We start from the raw sequence: 16,969 nt of genomic DNA, 5'->3' as shown, positions 1-16,969 counted from the left end.
AGGGACTTTTCCCCGCACTATTCAATAAATCTTTACAGGCACAAGGTCAGAGAATTAACTTTGAAGCATGTCCATTAACAAAGTACGACTGGAACAACGGTTCCTTGAAGAATACGATAGGCTCAATGAAAAACAGAAGCTGGCGGTTGATCATATTGAAGGACCTGTGATGGTAATTGCAGGACCCGGCACAGGCAAAACGCAGATCCTTGCCAGCCGCATTGGGAAAATTTTGCTGGAGACAGATGCGCTGCCTCAAAACATTTTATGTCTTACCTACACTGATGCAGGTGTTGTGGCCATGCGGAAACGTTTACTGAAGTTTATCGGACCCGATGCATACAAAGTAAACATCTATACTTATCATGCATTTTGTAATGATGTAATACAGGAAAATCTTTCACAGTTTGAAAAGACAGCTCTCGATCCTCTGTCTGATTTAGAGAAGATCGAACTGTTTAAAGAACTCATTGATTCCTTTCCAAAAAATCATCCGCTGAAACGATACAGAGGTGATGTTTATTTTGAGATCACGAATCTTGATCGTTTGTTCAGTACCATGAAAAAAGAAGGATGGACACCTGCTTTCATTGAAGAAAAGATCGATGCTTATCTCGCCGAACTTCCAATACGTGATGAATATGTTTACAAACGCAAGTACAAACAATTCAATGCAGGTGATCTTAAAAAAGAAAAGCTGGATGAAGAAACCGAACGCATGGAAAAACTCCGTGCTGCTGTAAAAGAGTTCGATCGTTTTCAGCAACTTATGCGCAAACGCAACCGATACGATTTTGATGACATGATCACCTGGGTCATCAAAGCATTTGAAGAAAATAAAAATATGCTGGCGAATTACCAGGAACAGTTTCAATATATTCTGGTTGATGAGTTCCAGGACTCAAGCGGTACACAAAATAAAATTGTGGAGTTACTCATCAGCTATTGGGATCAGCCAAATGTATTTGTGGTAGGTGATGATGATCAGAGTATTTTCCGTTTCCAGGGTGCAAATGTGGAGAACATGGAAAGCTTTGCAAGTATGTATGAAAAAGACCTGGTAACAGTTGTGCTATCGAACAACTATCGTTCAACACAACCAATACTTGACATTTCAAAATCGCTCATCAACAGAAACGATGAACGACTCATTAAAAAAATACCTGGATTAACAAAGGATCTTGTTGCAAGCAACAGCAAGATCAATCATCTTTTACATTCGCCATCGATCAAAGCCTATCAAACGCAGCGTGAAGAAATGATCGATATAACGCTGCAGGTACAACAGCTATTGAACGAAGGAATCCTTCCCGGTCGCATTGCAATTATCTATAAAGAAAATAAATACGGTGAAGAGTTAACGCATTACTTCAATCATCTGGGTATTCCGTTTTACAGCAAACGTCATTTGAATATCCTGGAGCTGCCCTTGGCGCAAAAGATCATTTTAATACTTAAATATCTTGCTTCAGAACATGATGTGTCGTATGGTGGCGATGAAATGTTATTTGAGTTATTACACTTCAGTTGGTTTCATATTCCGCCGATTGAAATTGCAAAGCTTACGGTTGAAGTTTCGGCCACACAGTTCAGCGATAACAAAACATCGCTCAGGAGATTGTTGTACGAAAAAGCACACGCACCTGCGAAAGATCTTTTTTCGCAAGGCATTCATCATGGCTTGAAAGATGCAAGTGGTATTTTTGAAAAACTTGTTGGCGATGTGCCGAATGTGACGTTGCAGCATTTGTTCGATAACATCATCAGAGAAACAGGCATTCTTAAACATATTATGCAAAGCCCAGATAAACACTGGCAGTTAAAAGTCCTCACCGGTTTATTCGATTTTGTTAAAGACGAAACAAGACGTGATCCCTCGCTTTCATTACAGGGTTTGGTGTCCATCATTGAATTGATGGAAAAAGAAGAACTGAAATTACCATTGGTGCAGGTGAGCGGGAGCGATAATGGCGTGAACCTTTTAACTGCACATGGCTCCAAAGGTTTGGAATTTGAACATGTGTTTGTTGCCGGTTGTAACTCGGGCTATTGGGAAAAGAAACGCAATCCTTCTAATGGGTATAAATTGCCGGATACTATTTTCACCACTTCATCTGTAACAAAAGAAACATCTACGGAGGAATTACGTCGATTATTCTATGTGGCCGTTACCAGAGCAGAAACACATTTGAACTTATCATTCAGTCAATTTAAAAATGATGGAAAAGAACTGGAACCCTCCATGTTCCTTGAAGAAATAAGAGAAGATCTATCGATTGATATTGTACCGGTGGTATTGAGTCCTGAAGCATTAAGCGAATTCACTGCGTTGCTGTTTGGTGAGGCACAGGCACCGGAAATTGAAAAGATCGAAGAAAGTTTTATTCAGCCCATCCTGGAAAAATTTGTAATGAATGTTACAGCGCTCAACAATTATTTAAAATGTCCGCTTGAATTTTATTTCAAAAATCTCATTCGTATTCCTTCACCTAAAAATGAAGCAACAGAGTTTGGTTCATCTGTTCACTATGCATTGGAACAATTGTTCCGTAAAATGCAGGAAACTAAAACAGATACGTTTCATTCCAAACAACAATTCATTGCCGATTTCGAATGGTATATGCGCCGCCACCGTGAAAGTTTTACCAAAGAACAGTTTGCACGAAGAATGGAATACGGGGTGGAAGTATTAAGCAACTACTATGATAAATACATCAACAGTTTTTCCACCATCGTAGCCATTGAACGTAACATCCGTAATGTAATGATCAAAGCTGTGCCGTTAAAAGGAAAGTTAGATAAGCTGGAGTTTGATGGCAAAGCTGTGAATGTGGTGGATTATAAAACCGGCAATGTAGATAATGCCAAAGACAAACTCAAAGGACCCAGCGATAAAGAACCCAACGGCGGTGATTACTGGCGCCAGGCTGTGTTCTATAAAATTCTGGTTGATAATTACGAAGCAAAGGACTGGAAAGTAGTGAGTACTGAATTTGATTTTGTAGAACCCGACAAGAAGAAAGAATACCGTAAAGAAAAAATTGTAATCACACCGGCCGATATTGAAACGGTTACACAACAGATCGTTCGGGTGTGGGAGAAAATTCAGAACCGGGAGTTTTACATCGGCTGTGGTAAAGAAGATTGTCATTGGTGCAATTTTGTAAAGACCAATGAAATGGCGGTGGCATTGCATGAGTTAGAGGAAGAGACAGAAGAATAGGATTTGGCGCAGAGAAGAAAGAACACAAAGAAAAAACGCAGAGTTTATTAACCCTTCTGCTGAAAACTCCGCTTCTCCTTTTTCTGCGCCAACTTCAAAAACTTGTTAATCCTTCACAGCTAAAATCCCCATTCACACAATTAGCCTAAGTTTGCAGCTTCTATGACAGCAGGCAGAATCATATCCTTTTTAGTTATCAGCGCTTTGTTTATTGGGTTATTCAGCGGTAGTGGCTGTGCCAACATTGTTCCACCCAGTGGTGGCCCAAGGGACAGTTTGCCTCCGGTTGCGGTATCGTCTGTGCCAAAAGATTCAGCCACTATGGTGAAAGAACAAAAGATCACCATCACTTTTGATGAGTTTGTGGAATTGAAAGAGCCGAATCAAAAAGTGATCATCTCACCCTATCCGGTAAAAGACGCCGTGATCGAATCTAAATTACGCACCGTTACAGTTCGACTGAAAGATTCGTTATTACCTAACACTACTTACAATATCAATTTTGGTGATGCCATTGTTGATCTCAACGAAGGAAACATTCTCAAAAACTTTCAATACAGTTTTTCTACAGGTGCAGCTATTGATTCAAATGAGCTTTCAGGAAAAGTCATCCTTGCTGAAACAGGAAAGACAGACAGCACCATGTTTGCATTGCTTTATCGCAAAGAAGAAGACTCCACTGTGTACAAAGAAAAACCAATGTATGTAGCAAGGGTTGATGGTCAAGGCAATTTCCGCTTCAATAATTTACCAGCAGGAAATTTCTATGTATATGCTTTGCGAGATGAAGACGGCAATAAAAAATATACACAAGGCATTGAACAGTTTGCGTTTCTCGATTCAACAATCACAGTGAGCACAAACACTCCTGCTGTTCAGTTATATGCATTTGCAACAGAGAAAGAACGACCAAAAGGAACAGCTACACAAGACAACAAACGTGGACTTATTGTTTCTTCAAATTTAGAAAGTGGTGCGCTTGATCTGCTCGATACATTCCGGCTGCTGTATAACAAACCTATCCGCAGTTACGATCTTTCCAAGATCCGTTTGCAGCAGGATTCAACACAGTTGATTACCAACTTCACGATTGTGAACGACTCCCTTCGCAAACAATTGCTTTTGAACTATGCATGGAAACCCGGCGGCACCTACCGTCTTTTCCTTGATAAAGAATATGCTGCTGACACCTCTGGTTTAAAATCATTAAAGAACGATACACTTTCTTTTCGGGTGAAAACAGAAAAAGAATATGGTACGATTCGTATTCGTTTTACTGAGCTCGATACTTCGGCTCACCCGGTATTGCTTTTTTATAACAATGATGATATCGTTGGCCGATATCCATTAACAGCAAAAGAATTTTACCGGGCACAATTCAAACCAGGTTCTTATAAACTTGGTTTGTTGTTCGATACCAACCGAAATGGTGTTTGGGATCCGGGTAATTATTTTGCAAAACCGAAACTTCAGCCGGAACTTGTTCAGCCACTCAACTATTCAATAACCGTAAAAGAAAACTGGGACAATGAACTGGTGATTGAACCGGGTAAAGCACAAGCCAAAACACCAAACCGCCAATAAAGCTGTTATCGTTTACCGTTATTAATTCAGCATCCTTCGTACTTTCGCCGTATGTCTTTCTCTTCGTCTTTATTGGAACAAGCCGTCAATGAATTTTCCAAGCTGCCCGGCATTGGTAAGAAAACGGCGTTGCGTTTAGTACTTCATCTCATCAAACAACCGCAGGAAGAAACACAGTTGTTTGCAGATACCATTGCACGCATGCGGAGAGAGATCAAATTCTGCAGCAAATGTTGCAATGTATCTGATACGGAGATCTGTAATATCTGCAGCAATTTTTCCCGCAAAAAACAGATCATTTGTGTGGTGGAAAATATCCGTGATGTAATTGCCATTGAAAGCACTCAACAGTTCAACGGATTGTATCATGTGCTGGGCGGTGTGATTTCTCCTTTGGATGGTGTTGGGCCTGACCAACTGACCATTGAACCATTGATCAACCGTTTGACAGAAGATGAAGTGGAAGAATTAATTTTTGCATTAAGTCCAAATATACAGGGAGATACTACCTTGTTCTACATCAGTAAAAAAATAAAGGACCTGCCGGTTAAGATCACCACCATCGCACGTGGTATTGCATTTGGCGGTGAATTGGAATATGCTGATGAATTAACACTTGCACGCAGTTTACAAAACCGCCAGCCCGTTGCCAATTATGTCAGTATGAAATAGTGAATGGTGAATCGCAAGAGCCTGACTTATCATTCATCATCTCAGTTTAAACTTTGCTGTAACTGTTAACCCTGCATTATATAAACGGATCTTACCAACACCAATTCCGCCTGATGGTATTTTGATGCCCGGCTCAGCCATCAGTGAAAAGCGGTTCGATAATTTCCGTTCAGCAATCGCAGAAAAATTCACGCTTGAAAATAAATGGAAGCTGTTGTTGTTCCAGGCACGGTGTGTTACGGTATCTCTCCCGGCTTGATTTTTATAATAATAATTGTAAGCTTCCTTACGCATGATAACCGAAGATGATCCCGCAGAAACATACACATTTGTTTTCTTGCCGTTCACTACTCTGTACGCAATGCCCAAAGGAATTTCAATGACCTTGCAATCGGCATCGATCTTTTTAAAGTAAGTATAACTTGCCCAGTAATTATTAGCAGGGTTGTAATCCTTGTCATGGGCTGCATAGATTTTAGAAGCTGAGGCAACGCCCGTACGCAGAATTATTTTTTCGCCAATACTGTACATTACACCTATTCCCACAACAGGTGTCAGGCGTCCCAACGTATTAAACGATGTGCCGGGTGTTTCAAGCCCTGCACTAAAGGTGAAAGAAAAATTGTTTTTTACTGGTTTCCTGATGGCTGAGTTTTTTTCATTGGTTACAACCAACGAACGATTATTCTTTGCCGGTTCATTTGTGAGTAAAAGGAAATTATTCCAATTGCTTAGCGAAACAGCCTTGCCGGTCTGAGTTAATGATACTTCTGCAGTGACTTCAGGTGCCGCATTGATTACAAATTCCTTCTGCTTCAACTCATCTTTTTCCGTTTGGAAAAGAGCCGCCGTTTTTCGATTCGGTTCTATTTTTACTATTTCAGTCGTACTTATCTTCTTAGTTTGGATTTCAAGATCAGTTGAACGATCATTCTTTTCTTCAACAGCAACAGAAGGACTCTGAACTTCAGTTTTGACGATTGAAGAAACGGGTTTAGCAATTAAACTTTTCGTACTGCTTGTGATGCCTTCTCCAGGTTGCGATGCCCTCCTTGCCGGAAGGAATGTTGTTAACGATGCCAGAATTACACAGCTCAGCAATAAGATATACGGGAATGGTTTACCATTGTTCTCAGGTAAATGTTTATCCAGCAATACCTCCATCTTCCTCCACGATTCCTCTTCAAATTTTGGAAAAGCGTCAGGAGCCGGTTCGTTTAATTTTTTATATAGATCATCACCAGGCATTTATTTCTTTTTTAGTAGATTTTTGCAGGAGCTTATTCTGTAAAAAAGCTCTTGCCTTTGCAAAATTTGATTTAGATGTTCCTTCAGTTATGTTCAACTGCTTACCCACCTCTTTATGGGTCATTCCTTCAATGGCATACAGGTTAAAAACGATGCGGTAAGCAGGACTTAATTCCTGAACAATTTTGATTAATTCATTGTAGGAGATATTCGCCAGCATATCTTTCTCTTCGCCGACAGTTACATTCGTATGCTCTTCATTCAAATCTTTGAAAACAGCGTTGTTCTTATTCTTCCTGTAATGGTCTATTGCAGTATTGATCATGATGCGCCTCAACCAGGAGGTGAAGCCAAAAGCAATATCTGCTGAAAGAGGTTTGTAATTGTATATTTCCCTGAATATCTTTAAGAACCCATCGTTGATGATTTCCACGGCGTCTTCCTTGTCGTTGCTGTACTTGAAACAGATAGACATAGCATAATCATAAAAAGCAACATATAACTTGTTTTGATATATACGCTTATTATGCCTGCATCCTTCTATACAATTAACTAATTCCTCTTTTGTCAGCACAGCCTGTGGTTGATATTATACTAAGTAACGCAAAGGCACGATAAACAGTTGCCTTACGGTTCAGATTTCATCTGAAACCAAATTCCTGCCTTAAGACTCTATAAAAGTTACAAAATTATTCGTAGAAAGGCAACCTTATTCCTTCTGCCTACGATAGTTAGAATACAACAGCCTGGTAGTTGGTTGATAGTTATTAAAAGCTGATTGAGTTACCAAGCTATTTTTTAAAGTGCCTGGTGGTTGCAGCCTCGTGAATTTTCGCCTGTGAAGCATAGTAATGGAAATGACAGTTGCTTATGTTGTAGTACTTGCTTCAAAAACTATCCGTTAACCATTATATATATGTAACTCAATCGGCTTTTGGTATGAAAAAAAGAGCGCTTATAGTTTTTATTCTGGTTTCGGTATTGATTGGCGCAGCAATATTCTTTATCTATGCCAAATGGAATAAAGCGCCCAAAAACATTGAAAATGCTGAGTCTGTTAAAATAAATGCAGCGGATCTTTTCCGGGAGTTTTCAGAAAATGAACAGCAGGCAACGGAAACCTACAATGGCAAAGTGCTTGAAATTACGGGCATCGTCAGCTCAACAGAAACGAACCAGGAAGGAAAAACAATTGTACAGTTACAAACCAATGATCCACTGTTCGGCATTAACTGCACTATGGAAAAAGAGACCGGGATAAAAGAGGGTGAGACCGTTACAATAAAAGGCGTTTGCAGTGGGTTTACAACGGATGTTATTCTGATACGCTGTTACCTTATTAATAAAACAAGATGAAACTGATACCTGTTACCTTACTTTTTATAGCACTGCTCTCTTCGTGCACGTACAACAAAGAAGAGTTGCTCTACAACAACACATGCGATACCAGCAATGTGAAATACAGTGTGCAGGTTACAAATACAATTGCTGCCAATTGCATCGGTTGTCATTCAGGTGCCAGTGCATCAGGTGGCATCATGCTTGATGATTTTACAAACGTTCGGGCTGTTGCAGTAAGTGGAAAGCTACTCGGTGCCATTACTCATTCTCCCGGCTACCGTGCCATGCCCGACTTTTCACCAAAACTTCCTGAATGCCGCATTGCAGAAATAAGAACATGGATCAGAAATGGCATGTTGAATAATTAAAACTGAAAACATGCGTACACTCTTTCTTCTGTTCATCATTTATTTTGATTTGCCACAAGTACAGGCGCAGGAAAACTATATGACACGTAACGGGCAGATCAGTTTTTTCTCCTCCACACCATTGGAAGATATTAAAGCGGTCAACAATGAAGTAGCGTCTGTCTTGAATCGTAAAACGGGAAGCGTTCAGTTTATTGTCCTTATTAAGAGTTTCCAATTCAGGAAAGCAGCTATGCAGGATCATTTCAATGGAAAAGATTATATGGATTCAGATCGTTATCCCAAAGCTGAGCTGAAAGGAACCATCACCAACATGAGTAATGTTAATTTTTCAAAAGATGGAAACTATCCTGTAACAGTAGAGGGTACACTCAGCATGCATGGCGTAAGCAACAAGATCAAATCTGCAGGAAACATTATTGTGAAAGGAAATACGATCACCGCTGCTGCTGTTTTCATCATCAAACTGGTCGATTATAAAATTTCTGTCCCAACCATTGTGTCAAAAAAAATAGCAGAGAAAGTGGAAGTATCGGTGAATTGCAATTATCAACTCTATCAACCAAAAACAAAATAACCACAATGTGCTGTAAACAACTTACACTTTTTTTGTTGATGCTTACATGTAGCTATGCTCTTATAGCACAGGAGATCGACCTAAACAAAGAACTCGAAGAGGAAAAAGAAAAACCAACAACACAATACACAACCAATACCTTTCAATCAACACGTATCATCAACAGTCATTCCATTGAAATTACGCCGAAGGGTTATATGGATTTCCGTATTGCACACCGCTTCGGCACACTCAATGGCGGTTTTTATGAATTGTTTGGATTAGACAATGCCAGTATGCGAATGAGTTTCGATTTTGGTTTAACAACTAATCTCATGTTGGGCGTGGGAAGAAGTACCTATCAGAAACAATACGATGCATTTGGAAAGTATCGCTTCCTCCGGCAAAGCAAAGGCGAACGGAATATGCCTATCAGTGCGGCCATCGCATCGTCTGTTATGGTTACTACCCTGAAATGGCAGGACCCAACAAGAGAAAATCTGTTTTCATCACGTTTGCAATATGCCCATCAACTCATCATCGCAAGGAAATTTTCCGAAGGCACCGCCATTCAATTGATGCCAACTATGGTGCATTACAATCTTGTACCAAAAGCCACTGATCCAAATGATATACTGGCGTTGGGTATTGGCGGCAGGCAACGAATTACAAAAATGGTTTCGGTGAACGCAGAATATTATTATCTCTTGCCCGGCTCCCGTTTTGAAGGAACCACCAACTCCTTTTCCATTGGTTTTGATATTGAAACTGCCGGTCATGTGTTTCAACTTCATTTCACCAATTCACGTGGTATGACAGAACGCACCTTCATCAGCGAAACAGCCGGCAGTTGGGGCAAAGGCAACATTCTCTTTGGTTTCAACATCTCACGGATGTTCAACTTGCAAAAGAAAAAAAAGGTTAAAACAACCTGATCATTTGGCTGGTAGCTGCTCATTGCTGAACTTCATGGTCACATGCGAAACACTTTACTATACTTCTTGCTTTTCATCAGCATCAGCTCCTGTAAAAAAGGCGGCACAGCCGATGAACCCTCAGTTAACATCAGCGACGGTTCCTGGCGCATCAGCTATTTCTGGGATCAGCAGGATAAAACATCTGGCTATACCTCCTATTATTTTATGTTTCTGAATGGCGGCACCCTCATGGCGCATGGCAGTTCAACTACGCTTACCGGCACCTGGAGCCAAACCGGCTCACGGATCAATATCAACTTTACCAACGCTCCCTTGAACGAACTCAACGGCGATTGGCTCAAAACTGAATTCACGGGCACCAGCATCAAACTCAAAGACGACAACCCTTCACAGGACGATCAACTGTATTTCGTAAAGAATTAACCTCTTTCCTGCAAAAGCCCAAACCCCTTGTTGGTGCGTGTTTTTCATTTACATTTGCACTTCATTCAGGCGGATTTGTTTATTGTTCGGCCAAACGGAACTAATAAACGTCAATAAAACTCTCACCGGTTTTCCGAAACGTTTATAGTTTAATTCGTCTGTTTGTAGTGAGCTACACTACAACCTTCAACTTCTGTTGTGTCACTCACTGCATCATTTAGTAATTCTGTCAACTGTTTTTGCTTACAGCTAACAGCCAGCAGCTAATAACTTAACTATGGACATCAGAAAAGAACTCGAAAAAAGAATCCTTGTTATTGATGGCGCAATGGGCACCATGATCCAGCGGCATAAACTGCAGGAAGCCGATTACCGTGGCGAACGTTTCAAAGATTGGCATTGCGATGTTAAAGGCAATAACGATCTGTTGAGCATTACACAACCGCAGATCATTACCGGCATTCATAAACAATATTTAGATGCAGGTGCAGATATCATTGAAACCAATACGTTCAGCAGCACCAGTATTGCACAGGCTGATTATGATATGCAATCGTTGGCTTATGAATTAAATGTTGCATCTGCACAATGTGCAAGAGAAGCGATTCGGCAATCGGGTAAAACTGCTTTTGTTGCCGGTGCTATCGGACCACTGAATAAAACATTATCACTTTCTCCTGATGTAAATAACCCGGGTTACCGTGCTGTTACGTTTGATGAAGTGGTAACTGCTTATTACGAACAGATCAAAGGTTTGGTGGATGGTGGTGTGGATGTATTGTTAATCGAAACTATTTTCGACACCCTCAATGCCAAGGCAGCCATCTTCACCATCAAGAAATATTTTCATGACACCAACAAGCCTGAATTACCGATCATGATCAGCGGTACCATTACCGATGCAAGTGGTAGAACATTGAGCGGACAAACACTCGAAGCTTTTTATATTTCAGTAATGCATGCCAATCCGTTAAGCGTTGGATTGAACTGTGCGTTGGGTGCACATGAAATGCGTCCGCATATTGAAGAGCTTTCACAAATTGCCTCCTGCTATGTATCTGCTTATCCCAACGCCGGTTTACCAAATGCCATGGGCGAGTATGATGAAAACCCGGAAGACACTGGCCATTACTTAGAAGAGTGGGCAAAAGAAGGCTGGGTGAATATTGTTGGTGGATGTTGTGGTACCACACCAGATCACATCAAACATATTGCAGATCATGTAAAGAAATTACAGCCAAGAGAATTACCGGTAGTGGAAACAGTTTGATTGAGTTAACAACTAAGAAATTATGAGCGTTATTAAACCATATAGTCGTTTTTCAGGATTAGAACCTTTAGTTGTTCGTCCTGAAACTAATTTTCTCAACGTTGGTGAACGTACCAATGTAACCGGTAGTAAAAAGTTTGCACGCCTCATTCGTGAAAACAAATACGAAGAAGCATTGAGCATTGCCCGTCAGCAGGTAGAGAACGGTGCACAGATCATTGACGTGAACATGGATGATGCATTGCTTGATGGTGTGCATGCGATGACCACCTTCATCAACCTCATGCAAAGTGAACCGGACATTGCCAAGATTCCGTTGATGATCGATTCATCAAAGTTTGAGATCATTGAAGCCGGTTTGAAATGTGTGCAGGGAAAAAGTATTGTGAACTCTATCTCCATGAAAGAAGGAGAAGAGAAGTTCATTGAACAGGCACGAATCTGTCGCATGTATGGTGCTTCTGTGATTGTAATGGCTTTTGATGAAAAAGGACAGGCTGATACCAAACAACGCAAAGTAGAGATCTGTCACCGTGCTTATAAAATATTAACGGAGCAGGTTGGTTTTGCACCACAGGATATCATTTTCGATCCAAACATTTTTGCTATTGCAACCGGTTTGGAAGAACATAATAACTACGGTGTTGATTTTGTTGAAGCAACCAAAGAAATCAAAGCACTGATGCCACTAACCAAAGTAAGTGGTGGTGTAAGTAATCTTTCGTTCTCCTTCCGTGGTAATGAACATGTGCGTGAAGCCATGCACAGTGTGTTTCTCTACTATGCTATCAAAGCAGGGATGGACATGGGCATCGTAAACGCAGGTCAGCTGGTAGTGTATGATGAAATTGAACCGAACCTTCGCAACCTCTGTGAAGATGTAATACTCAACCGTAACAACGATAACAACGAAGCCACCGAAAAACTCATCAACTTTGCTGAAACAGTTAAAGCAAAAGGAAAAGAAATTGTAAAAGATGAAGCATGGCGTAACAGTTCGGTTGAAGAACGCTTGAAGCATTCATTGGTCAACGGCATCACCGATTATATTGATATTGATACTGAAGAAGCGAGACAGAAATACAGTGCACCGCTTGAGGTGATTGAAGGACCACTTATGGCGGGCATGGATGTAGTGGGTGACCTGTTTGGTGCAGGTAAAATGTTTTTGCCACAGGTAGTAAAGAGTGCAAGGGTGATGAAGAAGAGCGTGGCTATTCTTACCCCATACATCGAACAGGAAAAAGAAGATCGTAAACAGGCACATCTTGCAGCAGGAACAGTGAATGAAGAAAGTGCAGGTGCTGCAAAAATCTTATTGGCTACAGTAAAAGGCGATGTGCATGATATTGGTAAAAATATTGTTGGTGTTGTGCTCGGTTGTAATGGTTATGATGTAATTGATCTGGGTGTAATGGTATCAACCGATAAAATTTTAGATACTGCACAAAAAGAAAATGTAGATATCATCGGTCTGAGTGGATTGATCACTCCTTCGTTGGATGAAATGGTGCATGTGGCACATGAAATGAAACGCAGGGGCATGAAGCAACCATTGCTCATTGGTGGTGCAACTACTTCACGTATGCATACCGCAGTAAAAATTAATCCGCAGTACGAAGAGGGTGTGATCCATGTATTGGATGCAAGCCGTAGTGTAACTGTTGCCGGCAACTTATTAAGCCCTGAGCAGAAACCTGCTTTCCTGCAAGGCATCCAGGCAGAATATGAAAAACTTCGTGATGATTTTAATAATAAGAAAGTTGTTAAACAGTTCTTACGTTTTGAAGAAGCGCAGAACAACAAAGTAAAAATCGACTGGAATAATTTCACGCCTGTTCCACCAACCTTTACCGGCGCAAAGCAATTTGACGCATATGATCTTGAAGAGATCAGGAGTTATATTGATTGGCAGCCCTTCTTTATTGCGTGGGAGCTGCATGGCAAATTCCCGGCTATCTTAAGCGATAGCGTGGTAGGTGTTGAAGCAACCAAGCTTTACAATGATGCGAATGCATTACTGGATAAGATTATAAAAGAAAAATGGTTGACTGCAAAAGGAACGATTGGCTTCTGGCTCGCAAATAGTGATGGAAAAGATTCTGTGTCTGTATTACATGAACAGGCAGGACCGGATGAAGTGGTACATCTTCAATTCCTTCGTCAGCAGATCAAGAAAACTGAAGGACAACCGAATATATCCTTAGCAGATTTTATTGCACCCACAGATACAAAAGCACAAGATCACATTGGTGCATTTGCAGTTACCATTCATGGTATTGAAGAACACATCAAACGCTTTGAAGCAGCACATGATGATTATAACAAGATCATGTTACAGGCATTGGCCGACCGTTTAGCGGAAGCTTTTGCAGAAGTATTGCATCAACGTACACGGAAAGAATTCTGGGGTTATGCAAAAGATGAAACATTGAGCAACGAAGATCTCATTAAAGAACAATACTTGGGTATCCGTCCGGCACCGGGCTATCCTGCCTGCCCTGATCATACAGAGAAATACAAATTGTTCTCTTTACTTGGTGGCGAAGAAGCAACCGGTATCCACTTGACAGAATCACTGGCGATGTATCCCGCATCATCTGTTTGCGGTTGGTATTTCGCTCATCCTGAATCAAAATATTTTGGTGTAGGTAAAATTGAAAAGGATCAGTTGAATGATTATACCAAACGCAAAGGAATGAGCCTGGAGGAAGTGACGAGGTGGTTGAGGCCGATTTTGGAATGATGAAATAAATAATTGTATTAACCCTCACTTTTCAAGTGAGGGTTTTTCATATCCACCCACTTCTGATCGCTTTACCGATCAACTCGCCTGTATTGCTCAAATGTTTTTTGTGCAGCATGTTCTTGCGATGTGTATCTACTGTCTGTTTACTGATCTTCAACAACCCGCTGATCTCTTTACTTGGTTTTCCTTCGATCAACAACTTCAACACCTGCTTTTCACGCTTCGTAAACTCTTCTTTGCTTTCAACAAACGGCTTGTTAGAGACAACGTCTAAGTAAGACGGCTCTCCTTCACTACCTATAAATGACAATACAGGGTTGCCTTCTTGCTTAAGATAGGTTATGTCGCTATGCACACTAAGTGTTCTTAAAAACTTTCCTGAAGCATCATGCTCCAGTAGAACACCCTGGTAAAGTATGCGTGCATAATCACCGTTCTTCTTTTTGAACCGAATATCATATCTCACCTTATACTTCAATAGCTTATCCACCGGCAACTGTGAAAAAAAATCAACGATGCAGGTTCCGATAGCTAAAAACCAGGAACGATCATCAGGATGAAGTTTGTCGTTCATGAACCGAATGTCAAATTCAGATGGCAGATATCCCATCACCTCTTCCACTTCTTTACTTACAAACTCGAATTGCAGGTTGTGGTGATTGATGATAAAATAATACGAATCGCCTATCAGAAAAAAATTCCAAAGTTTTTTATACAGATCAAGTTCAAATTTCAATTGACTGGGTGCTGAATCATTTCCAAGCCACTTGAAGATCCGGTTAAACTCAAGATCAAAAGGCTCCTGTTTCATAAATAATGCATTAGTGGATGATTGAAAAGAGTCGGGTTATTACTTTTCTTTCACAGAGTGTGGAGGTGATCAGGGGGAGTGGAGTAAACCGGTGTGGAAGACAAAACTACCTATAAATCGGTATTTTTTCTAGTTTTTATCAACACTACATTTATATGTTATTCCCGGAAAAACAGTACTTACTTCCCTGCGAATCTGCAATCCCTTTCCTTCATGAAGAAGTAGCTTATACGGTTTACTTTCTAAAACTGCTTAACCGGATTTTAATACCCGTCAGCCTGGTGAAAATCAATAGTCATCACCATTAAAACTTAAATCTATGAGCAAGAAAATTCAAGGAGCATTTTTTCTGTTTCTGTTCCTTTCGATCGCAAATTTTTCCTGTCAGAAAGAAGTAAGTGAAGATCTCTTACAGGAAAAAAATGCCGCCACAGCAAACAAGGCCGGTGTAAACGGACATCTGCAGCAAACCAAAACATTTTCTTCGGAAGTAATTACCAAATGGCTGGACATGCAATTAGCAATGTTTCGCATACCATTGCCTGCAGGCACCGGAACACAAGCAACCGATCGGGCAATGGCTTATTGCGGCATTGCGGCTTACGAAGCGGTGGTAAATGGTATGCCCGCTTATCAATCACTCGAAGGTCAACTCACTGATTTTCCTGAAATGCCCAAAACTGAACCAGGTAAGGCTTATCATTGGGCAGCTAGTGCCAATGCAGCATTGGCTGAAATGAGTCGAAAACTTTTCCCAACTACTGCAGCAGCTAATAAAACTGCAATGGATAATCTTGAAAGCTCATTAAATGCCACGTATGCAACTGAAGTGAATGATGCCACACTGCAACGTTCCATTGCTTTTGGTAAAGAAGTGGCGACAAGAGTTTTTGCATGGGCAGCAACCGATGGTTCAGCAAATGTCAACCCCCCTTATGTTCCTCCGGTTGGTTGGGGTCTTTGGGTTCCTACAGCAGCAACGCCTCCTGTTAACCCATATGCTTATCAGCGCAGACTGCTCGTACCTGGTTCTTCAAATAATACCGACATTGAGTTGCTGCCAACTTTCTCCACCGATCCAACTTCGGCTTTTTATGCAATAGTGAAAGAAATATACGATGTGTCAAAAACACTCACTGCTGAACAAAAAGCGATGGCTGATTACTTTAAAGACGCTCCGGGTTATGGAGCAGGCGGAACCTATGTTGCTGCTTTTGTGCAAGCGCTCAACATTGTAGATTTTTCGCTCGATAAAGCAGCTCTTGCTTACGCAAAAATTGGTTTAGCACAGCATGATGCTACAATCATACTATTTGTGAGGAAATATATTTATAATATTATGCGTCCCGTAACATACATTAGGCTGTACATTGATCCTGCATGGTCAACTTATATTCCTACACCTAATCATCCGGAATTTCCTTCGGGTCATGCAACAATAACAGGTGGTGCACTAACCATGATGAGCAATGTGTTTGGCGAAAAATTTCCTATGACACTTCATACGTACGATTACCTGGGTTATGCTCCACGTAGCTACAGTACATTTACACAAATGGGACTAGATATTGCTAATAGCAGGATATATGGAGGTATTCACTATCGCCTTACTTGTGAACGAAGCATTATGCAAGGTAAAAAAGTGGCAGAGAATATTTTGAGCACAATAAAATTTTTGAAAGAGTAAAAACGATATTCTTCTTCTTTTATGGTCAGGTGCCTTGTTTAATCAGCAGCAAGAAAACCACCCGAAAAAATATACAGTTAACAAAGCCCCCGGTGTATC

At 40.7% G+C, this 16,969-nt stretch carries 14 protein-coding genes; 11 read left to right on the top strand and 3 right to left on the bottom strand.

What is annotated here, in order from left to right:
* Nucleotides 1-67: 67 nt before the first annotated feature.
* The 3 genes from H4075_RS02380 to recR all read left to right on the top strand — a co-directional run bounded on the left by H4075_RS02380 (nucleotide 68) and on the right by recR (nucleotide 5,479).
* The gene (locus H4075_RS02380) at nucleotides 68-3,223 is read left to right on the top strand and encodes an ATP-dependent helicase (RefSeq protein ID WP_182803796.1); all 3,156 of its coding nucleotides are present in this window, start codon (nucleotides 68-70) and stop codon (nucleotides 3,221-3,223) included.
* Nucleotides 3,224-3,385: 162 nt separating this feature from the next.
* A complete protein-coding gene (locus H4075_RS02375; protein WP_182803794.1) occupies nucleotides 3,386-4,807 on the top strand; it encodes an Ig-like domain-containing protein in 1,422 nt (473 codons plus the stop codon).
* 51 nt (nucleotides 4,808-4,858) lie between these two features.
* The gene (gene recR / locus H4075_RS02370; RefSeq protein WP_182803792.1) at nucleotides 4,859-5,479 is read left to right on the top strand and encodes a recombination mediator RecR; all 621 of its coding nucleotides are present in this window, start codon (nucleotides 4,859-4,861) and stop codon (nucleotides 5,477-5,479) included.
* 36 nt (nucleotides 5,480-5,515) lie between these two features.
* Here the strand turns inward: recR and H4075_RS02365 are convergent, their stop codons facing one another.
* Nucleotides 5,516-6,727 carry a hypothetical protein gene (locus tag H4075_RS02365; protein WP_182803790.1) on the bottom strand — a complete coding sequence of 404 codons (1,212 nt, stop codon included), beginning with the start codon at nucleotides 6,725-6,727 and terminating at the stop codon, nucleotides 5,516-5,518.
* Nucleotides 6,717-7,301, bottom strand: a complete 585-nt coding sequence (locus tag H4075_RS02360) for an RNA polymerase sigma factor (protein WP_255460290.1) — start codon at nucleotides 7,299-7,301, stop codon at nucleotides 6,717-6,719. Before H4075_RS02360 ends, H4075_RS02365 begins: the two co-directional genes overlap by 11 nt.
* A gap of 365 nt (nucleotides 7,302-7,666) precedes the next feature.
* Here H4075_RS02360 and H4075_RS02355 point away from each other — a divergent pair, with 365 nt between their 5' ends.
* The 7 genes from H4075_RS02355 to metH all read left to right on the top strand — a co-directional run bounded on the left by H4075_RS02355 (nucleotide 7,667) and on the right by metH (nucleotide 14,369).
* On the top strand, nucleotides 7,667-8,083 hold the full coding sequence (locus tag H4075_RS02355) for an OB-fold protein (protein WP_182803787.1): 417 nt from the start codon (nucleotides 7,667-7,669) through the stop codon (nucleotides 8,081-8,083).
* Entirely contained in the window at nucleotides 8,080-8,436 is a 357-nt protein-coding gene (locus H4075_RS02350; RefSeq protein WP_182803785.1) for a c-type cytochrome, read from the top strand. The genes H4075_RS02355 and H4075_RS02350 overlap by 4 nt, the downstream gene beginning before the upstream one ends.
* A 10-nt stretch (nucleotides 8,437-8,446) precedes the next feature.
* Nucleotides 8,447-9,013, top strand: a complete 567-nt coding sequence (locus tag H4075_RS02345; RefSeq protein ID WP_182803783.1) for a YceI family protein — start codon at nucleotides 8,447-8,449, stop codon at nucleotides 9,011-9,013.
* A gap of 5 nt (nucleotides 9,014-9,018) precedes the next feature.
* Complete coding sequence (locus H4075_RS02340) at nucleotides 9,019-9,927, top strand: DUF5777 family beta-barrel protein (RefSeq protein WP_182803781.1); 909 nt, start codon at nucleotides 9,019-9,021, stop codon at nucleotides 9,925-9,927.
* A 42-nt stretch (nucleotides 9,928-9,969) separates the two neighbouring features.
* Nucleotides 9,970-10,353, top strand: a complete 384-nt coding sequence (locus H4075_RS02335; RefSeq protein WP_182803779.1) for a hypothetical protein — start codon at nucleotides 9,970-9,972, stop codon at nucleotides 10,351-10,353.
* Nucleotides 10,354-10,630: 277 nt separating this feature from the next.
* Nucleotides 10,631-11,623: a homocysteine S-methyltransferase family protein gene (locus tag H4075_RS21840; RefSeq protein WP_182803777.1), complete on the top strand. Its 993-nt coding sequence runs from the start codon at nucleotides 10,631-10,633 to the stop codon at nucleotides 11,621-11,623.
* Nucleotides 11,624-11,645: 22 nt separating this feature from the next.
* Complete coding sequence (gene metH, locus H4075_RS02325; protein ID WP_182803776.1) at nucleotides 11,646-14,369, top strand: methionine synthase; 2,724 nt, start codon at nucleotides 11,646-11,648, stop codon at nucleotides 14,367-14,369.
* Between the two features lie 46 nt (nucleotides 14,370-14,415).
* Here metH and H4075_RS02320 read toward each other — a convergent pair whose 3' ends face one another.
* Complete coding sequence (locus tag H4075_RS02320; RefSeq protein ID WP_182803774.1) at nucleotides 14,416-15,183, bottom strand: LuxR C-terminal-related transcriptional regulator; 768 nt, start codon at nucleotides 15,181-15,183, stop codon at nucleotides 14,416-14,418.
* A 319-nt stretch (nucleotides 15,184-15,502) separates the two neighbouring features.
* Here H4075_RS02320 and H4075_RS02315 point away from each other — a divergent pair, with 319 nt between their 5' ends.
* On the top strand, nucleotides 15,503-16,870 hold the full coding sequence (locus tag H4075_RS02315) for a vanadium-dependent haloperoxidase (RefSeq protein ID WP_182803772.1): 1,368 nt from the start codon (nucleotides 15,503-15,505) through the stop codon (nucleotides 16,868-16,870).
* The last annotated feature ends 99 nt before the right edge of the window (nucleotides 16,871-16,969 follow it).

The organism is Lacibacter sediminis (assembly GCF_014168535.1).
Lineage (GTDB): Bacteria > Bacteroidota > Bacteroidia > Chitinophagales > Chitinophagaceae > Lacibacter > Lacibacter sediminis.
The sequence above is the reverse complement of the archived record's forward strand: the minus strand, read 5'-3'. Positions and strand labels throughout refer to the sequence as shown.

Excerpts from the sequence above, each read along its gene's own strand:
- metH (WP_182803776.1), top strand. The coding sequence starts at position 11,646 with ATGAGCGTTATTAAACCATATAGTCGTTTTTCAGGATTAGAACCTTTA.
- H4075_RS02335 (WP_182803779.1), top strand. The coding sequence starts at position 9,970 with ATGCGAAACACTTTACTATACTTCTTGCTTTTCATCAGCATCAGCTCC.
- H4075_RS02380 (WP_182803796.1), top strand. The coding sequence starts at position 68 with ATGTCCATTAACAAAGTACGACTGGAACAACGGTTCCTTGAAGAATAC.
- H4075_RS02350 (WP_182803785.1), top strand. The coding sequence starts at position 8,080 with ATGAAACTGATACCTGTTACCTTACTTTTTATAGCACTGCTCTCTTCG.
- H4075_RS02345 (WP_182803783.1), top strand. The coding sequence starts at position 8,447 with ATGCGTACACTCTTTCTTCTGTTCATCATTTATTTTGATTTGCCACAA.
- H4075_RS02320 (WP_182803774.1), bottom strand. The coding sequence starts at position 15,183 with ATGAAACAGGAGCCTTTTGATCTTGAGTTTAACCGGATCTTCAAGTGG.
- H4075_RS02365 (WP_182803790.1), bottom strand. The coding sequence starts at position 6,727 with ATGCCTGGTGATGATCTATATAAAAAATTAAACGAACCGGCTCCTGAC.
- H4075_RS02375 (WP_182803794.1), top strand. The coding sequence starts at position 3,386 with ATGACAGCAGGCAGAATCATATCCTTTTTAGTTATCAGCGCTTTGTTT.
- H4075_RS02355 (WP_182803787.1), top strand. The coding sequence starts at position 7,667 with ATGAAAAAAAGAGCGCTTATAGTTTTTATTCTGGTTTCGGTATTGATT.
- H4075_RS02315 (WP_182803772.1), top strand. The coding sequence starts at position 15,503 with ATGAGCAAGAAAATTCAAGGAGCATTTTTTCTGTTTCTGTTCCTTTCG.
- H4075_RS21840 (WP_182803777.1), top strand. The coding sequence starts at position 10,631 with ATGGACATCAGAAAAGAACTCGAAAAAAGAATCCTTGTTATTGATGGC.
- recR (WP_182803792.1), top strand. The coding sequence starts at position 4,859 with ATGTCTTTCTCTTCGTCTTTATTGGAACAAGCCGTCAATGAATTTTCC.
- H4075_RS02340 (WP_182803781.1), top strand. The coding sequence starts at position 9,019 with ATGTGCTGTAAACAACTTACACTTTTTTTGTTGATGCTTACATGTAGC.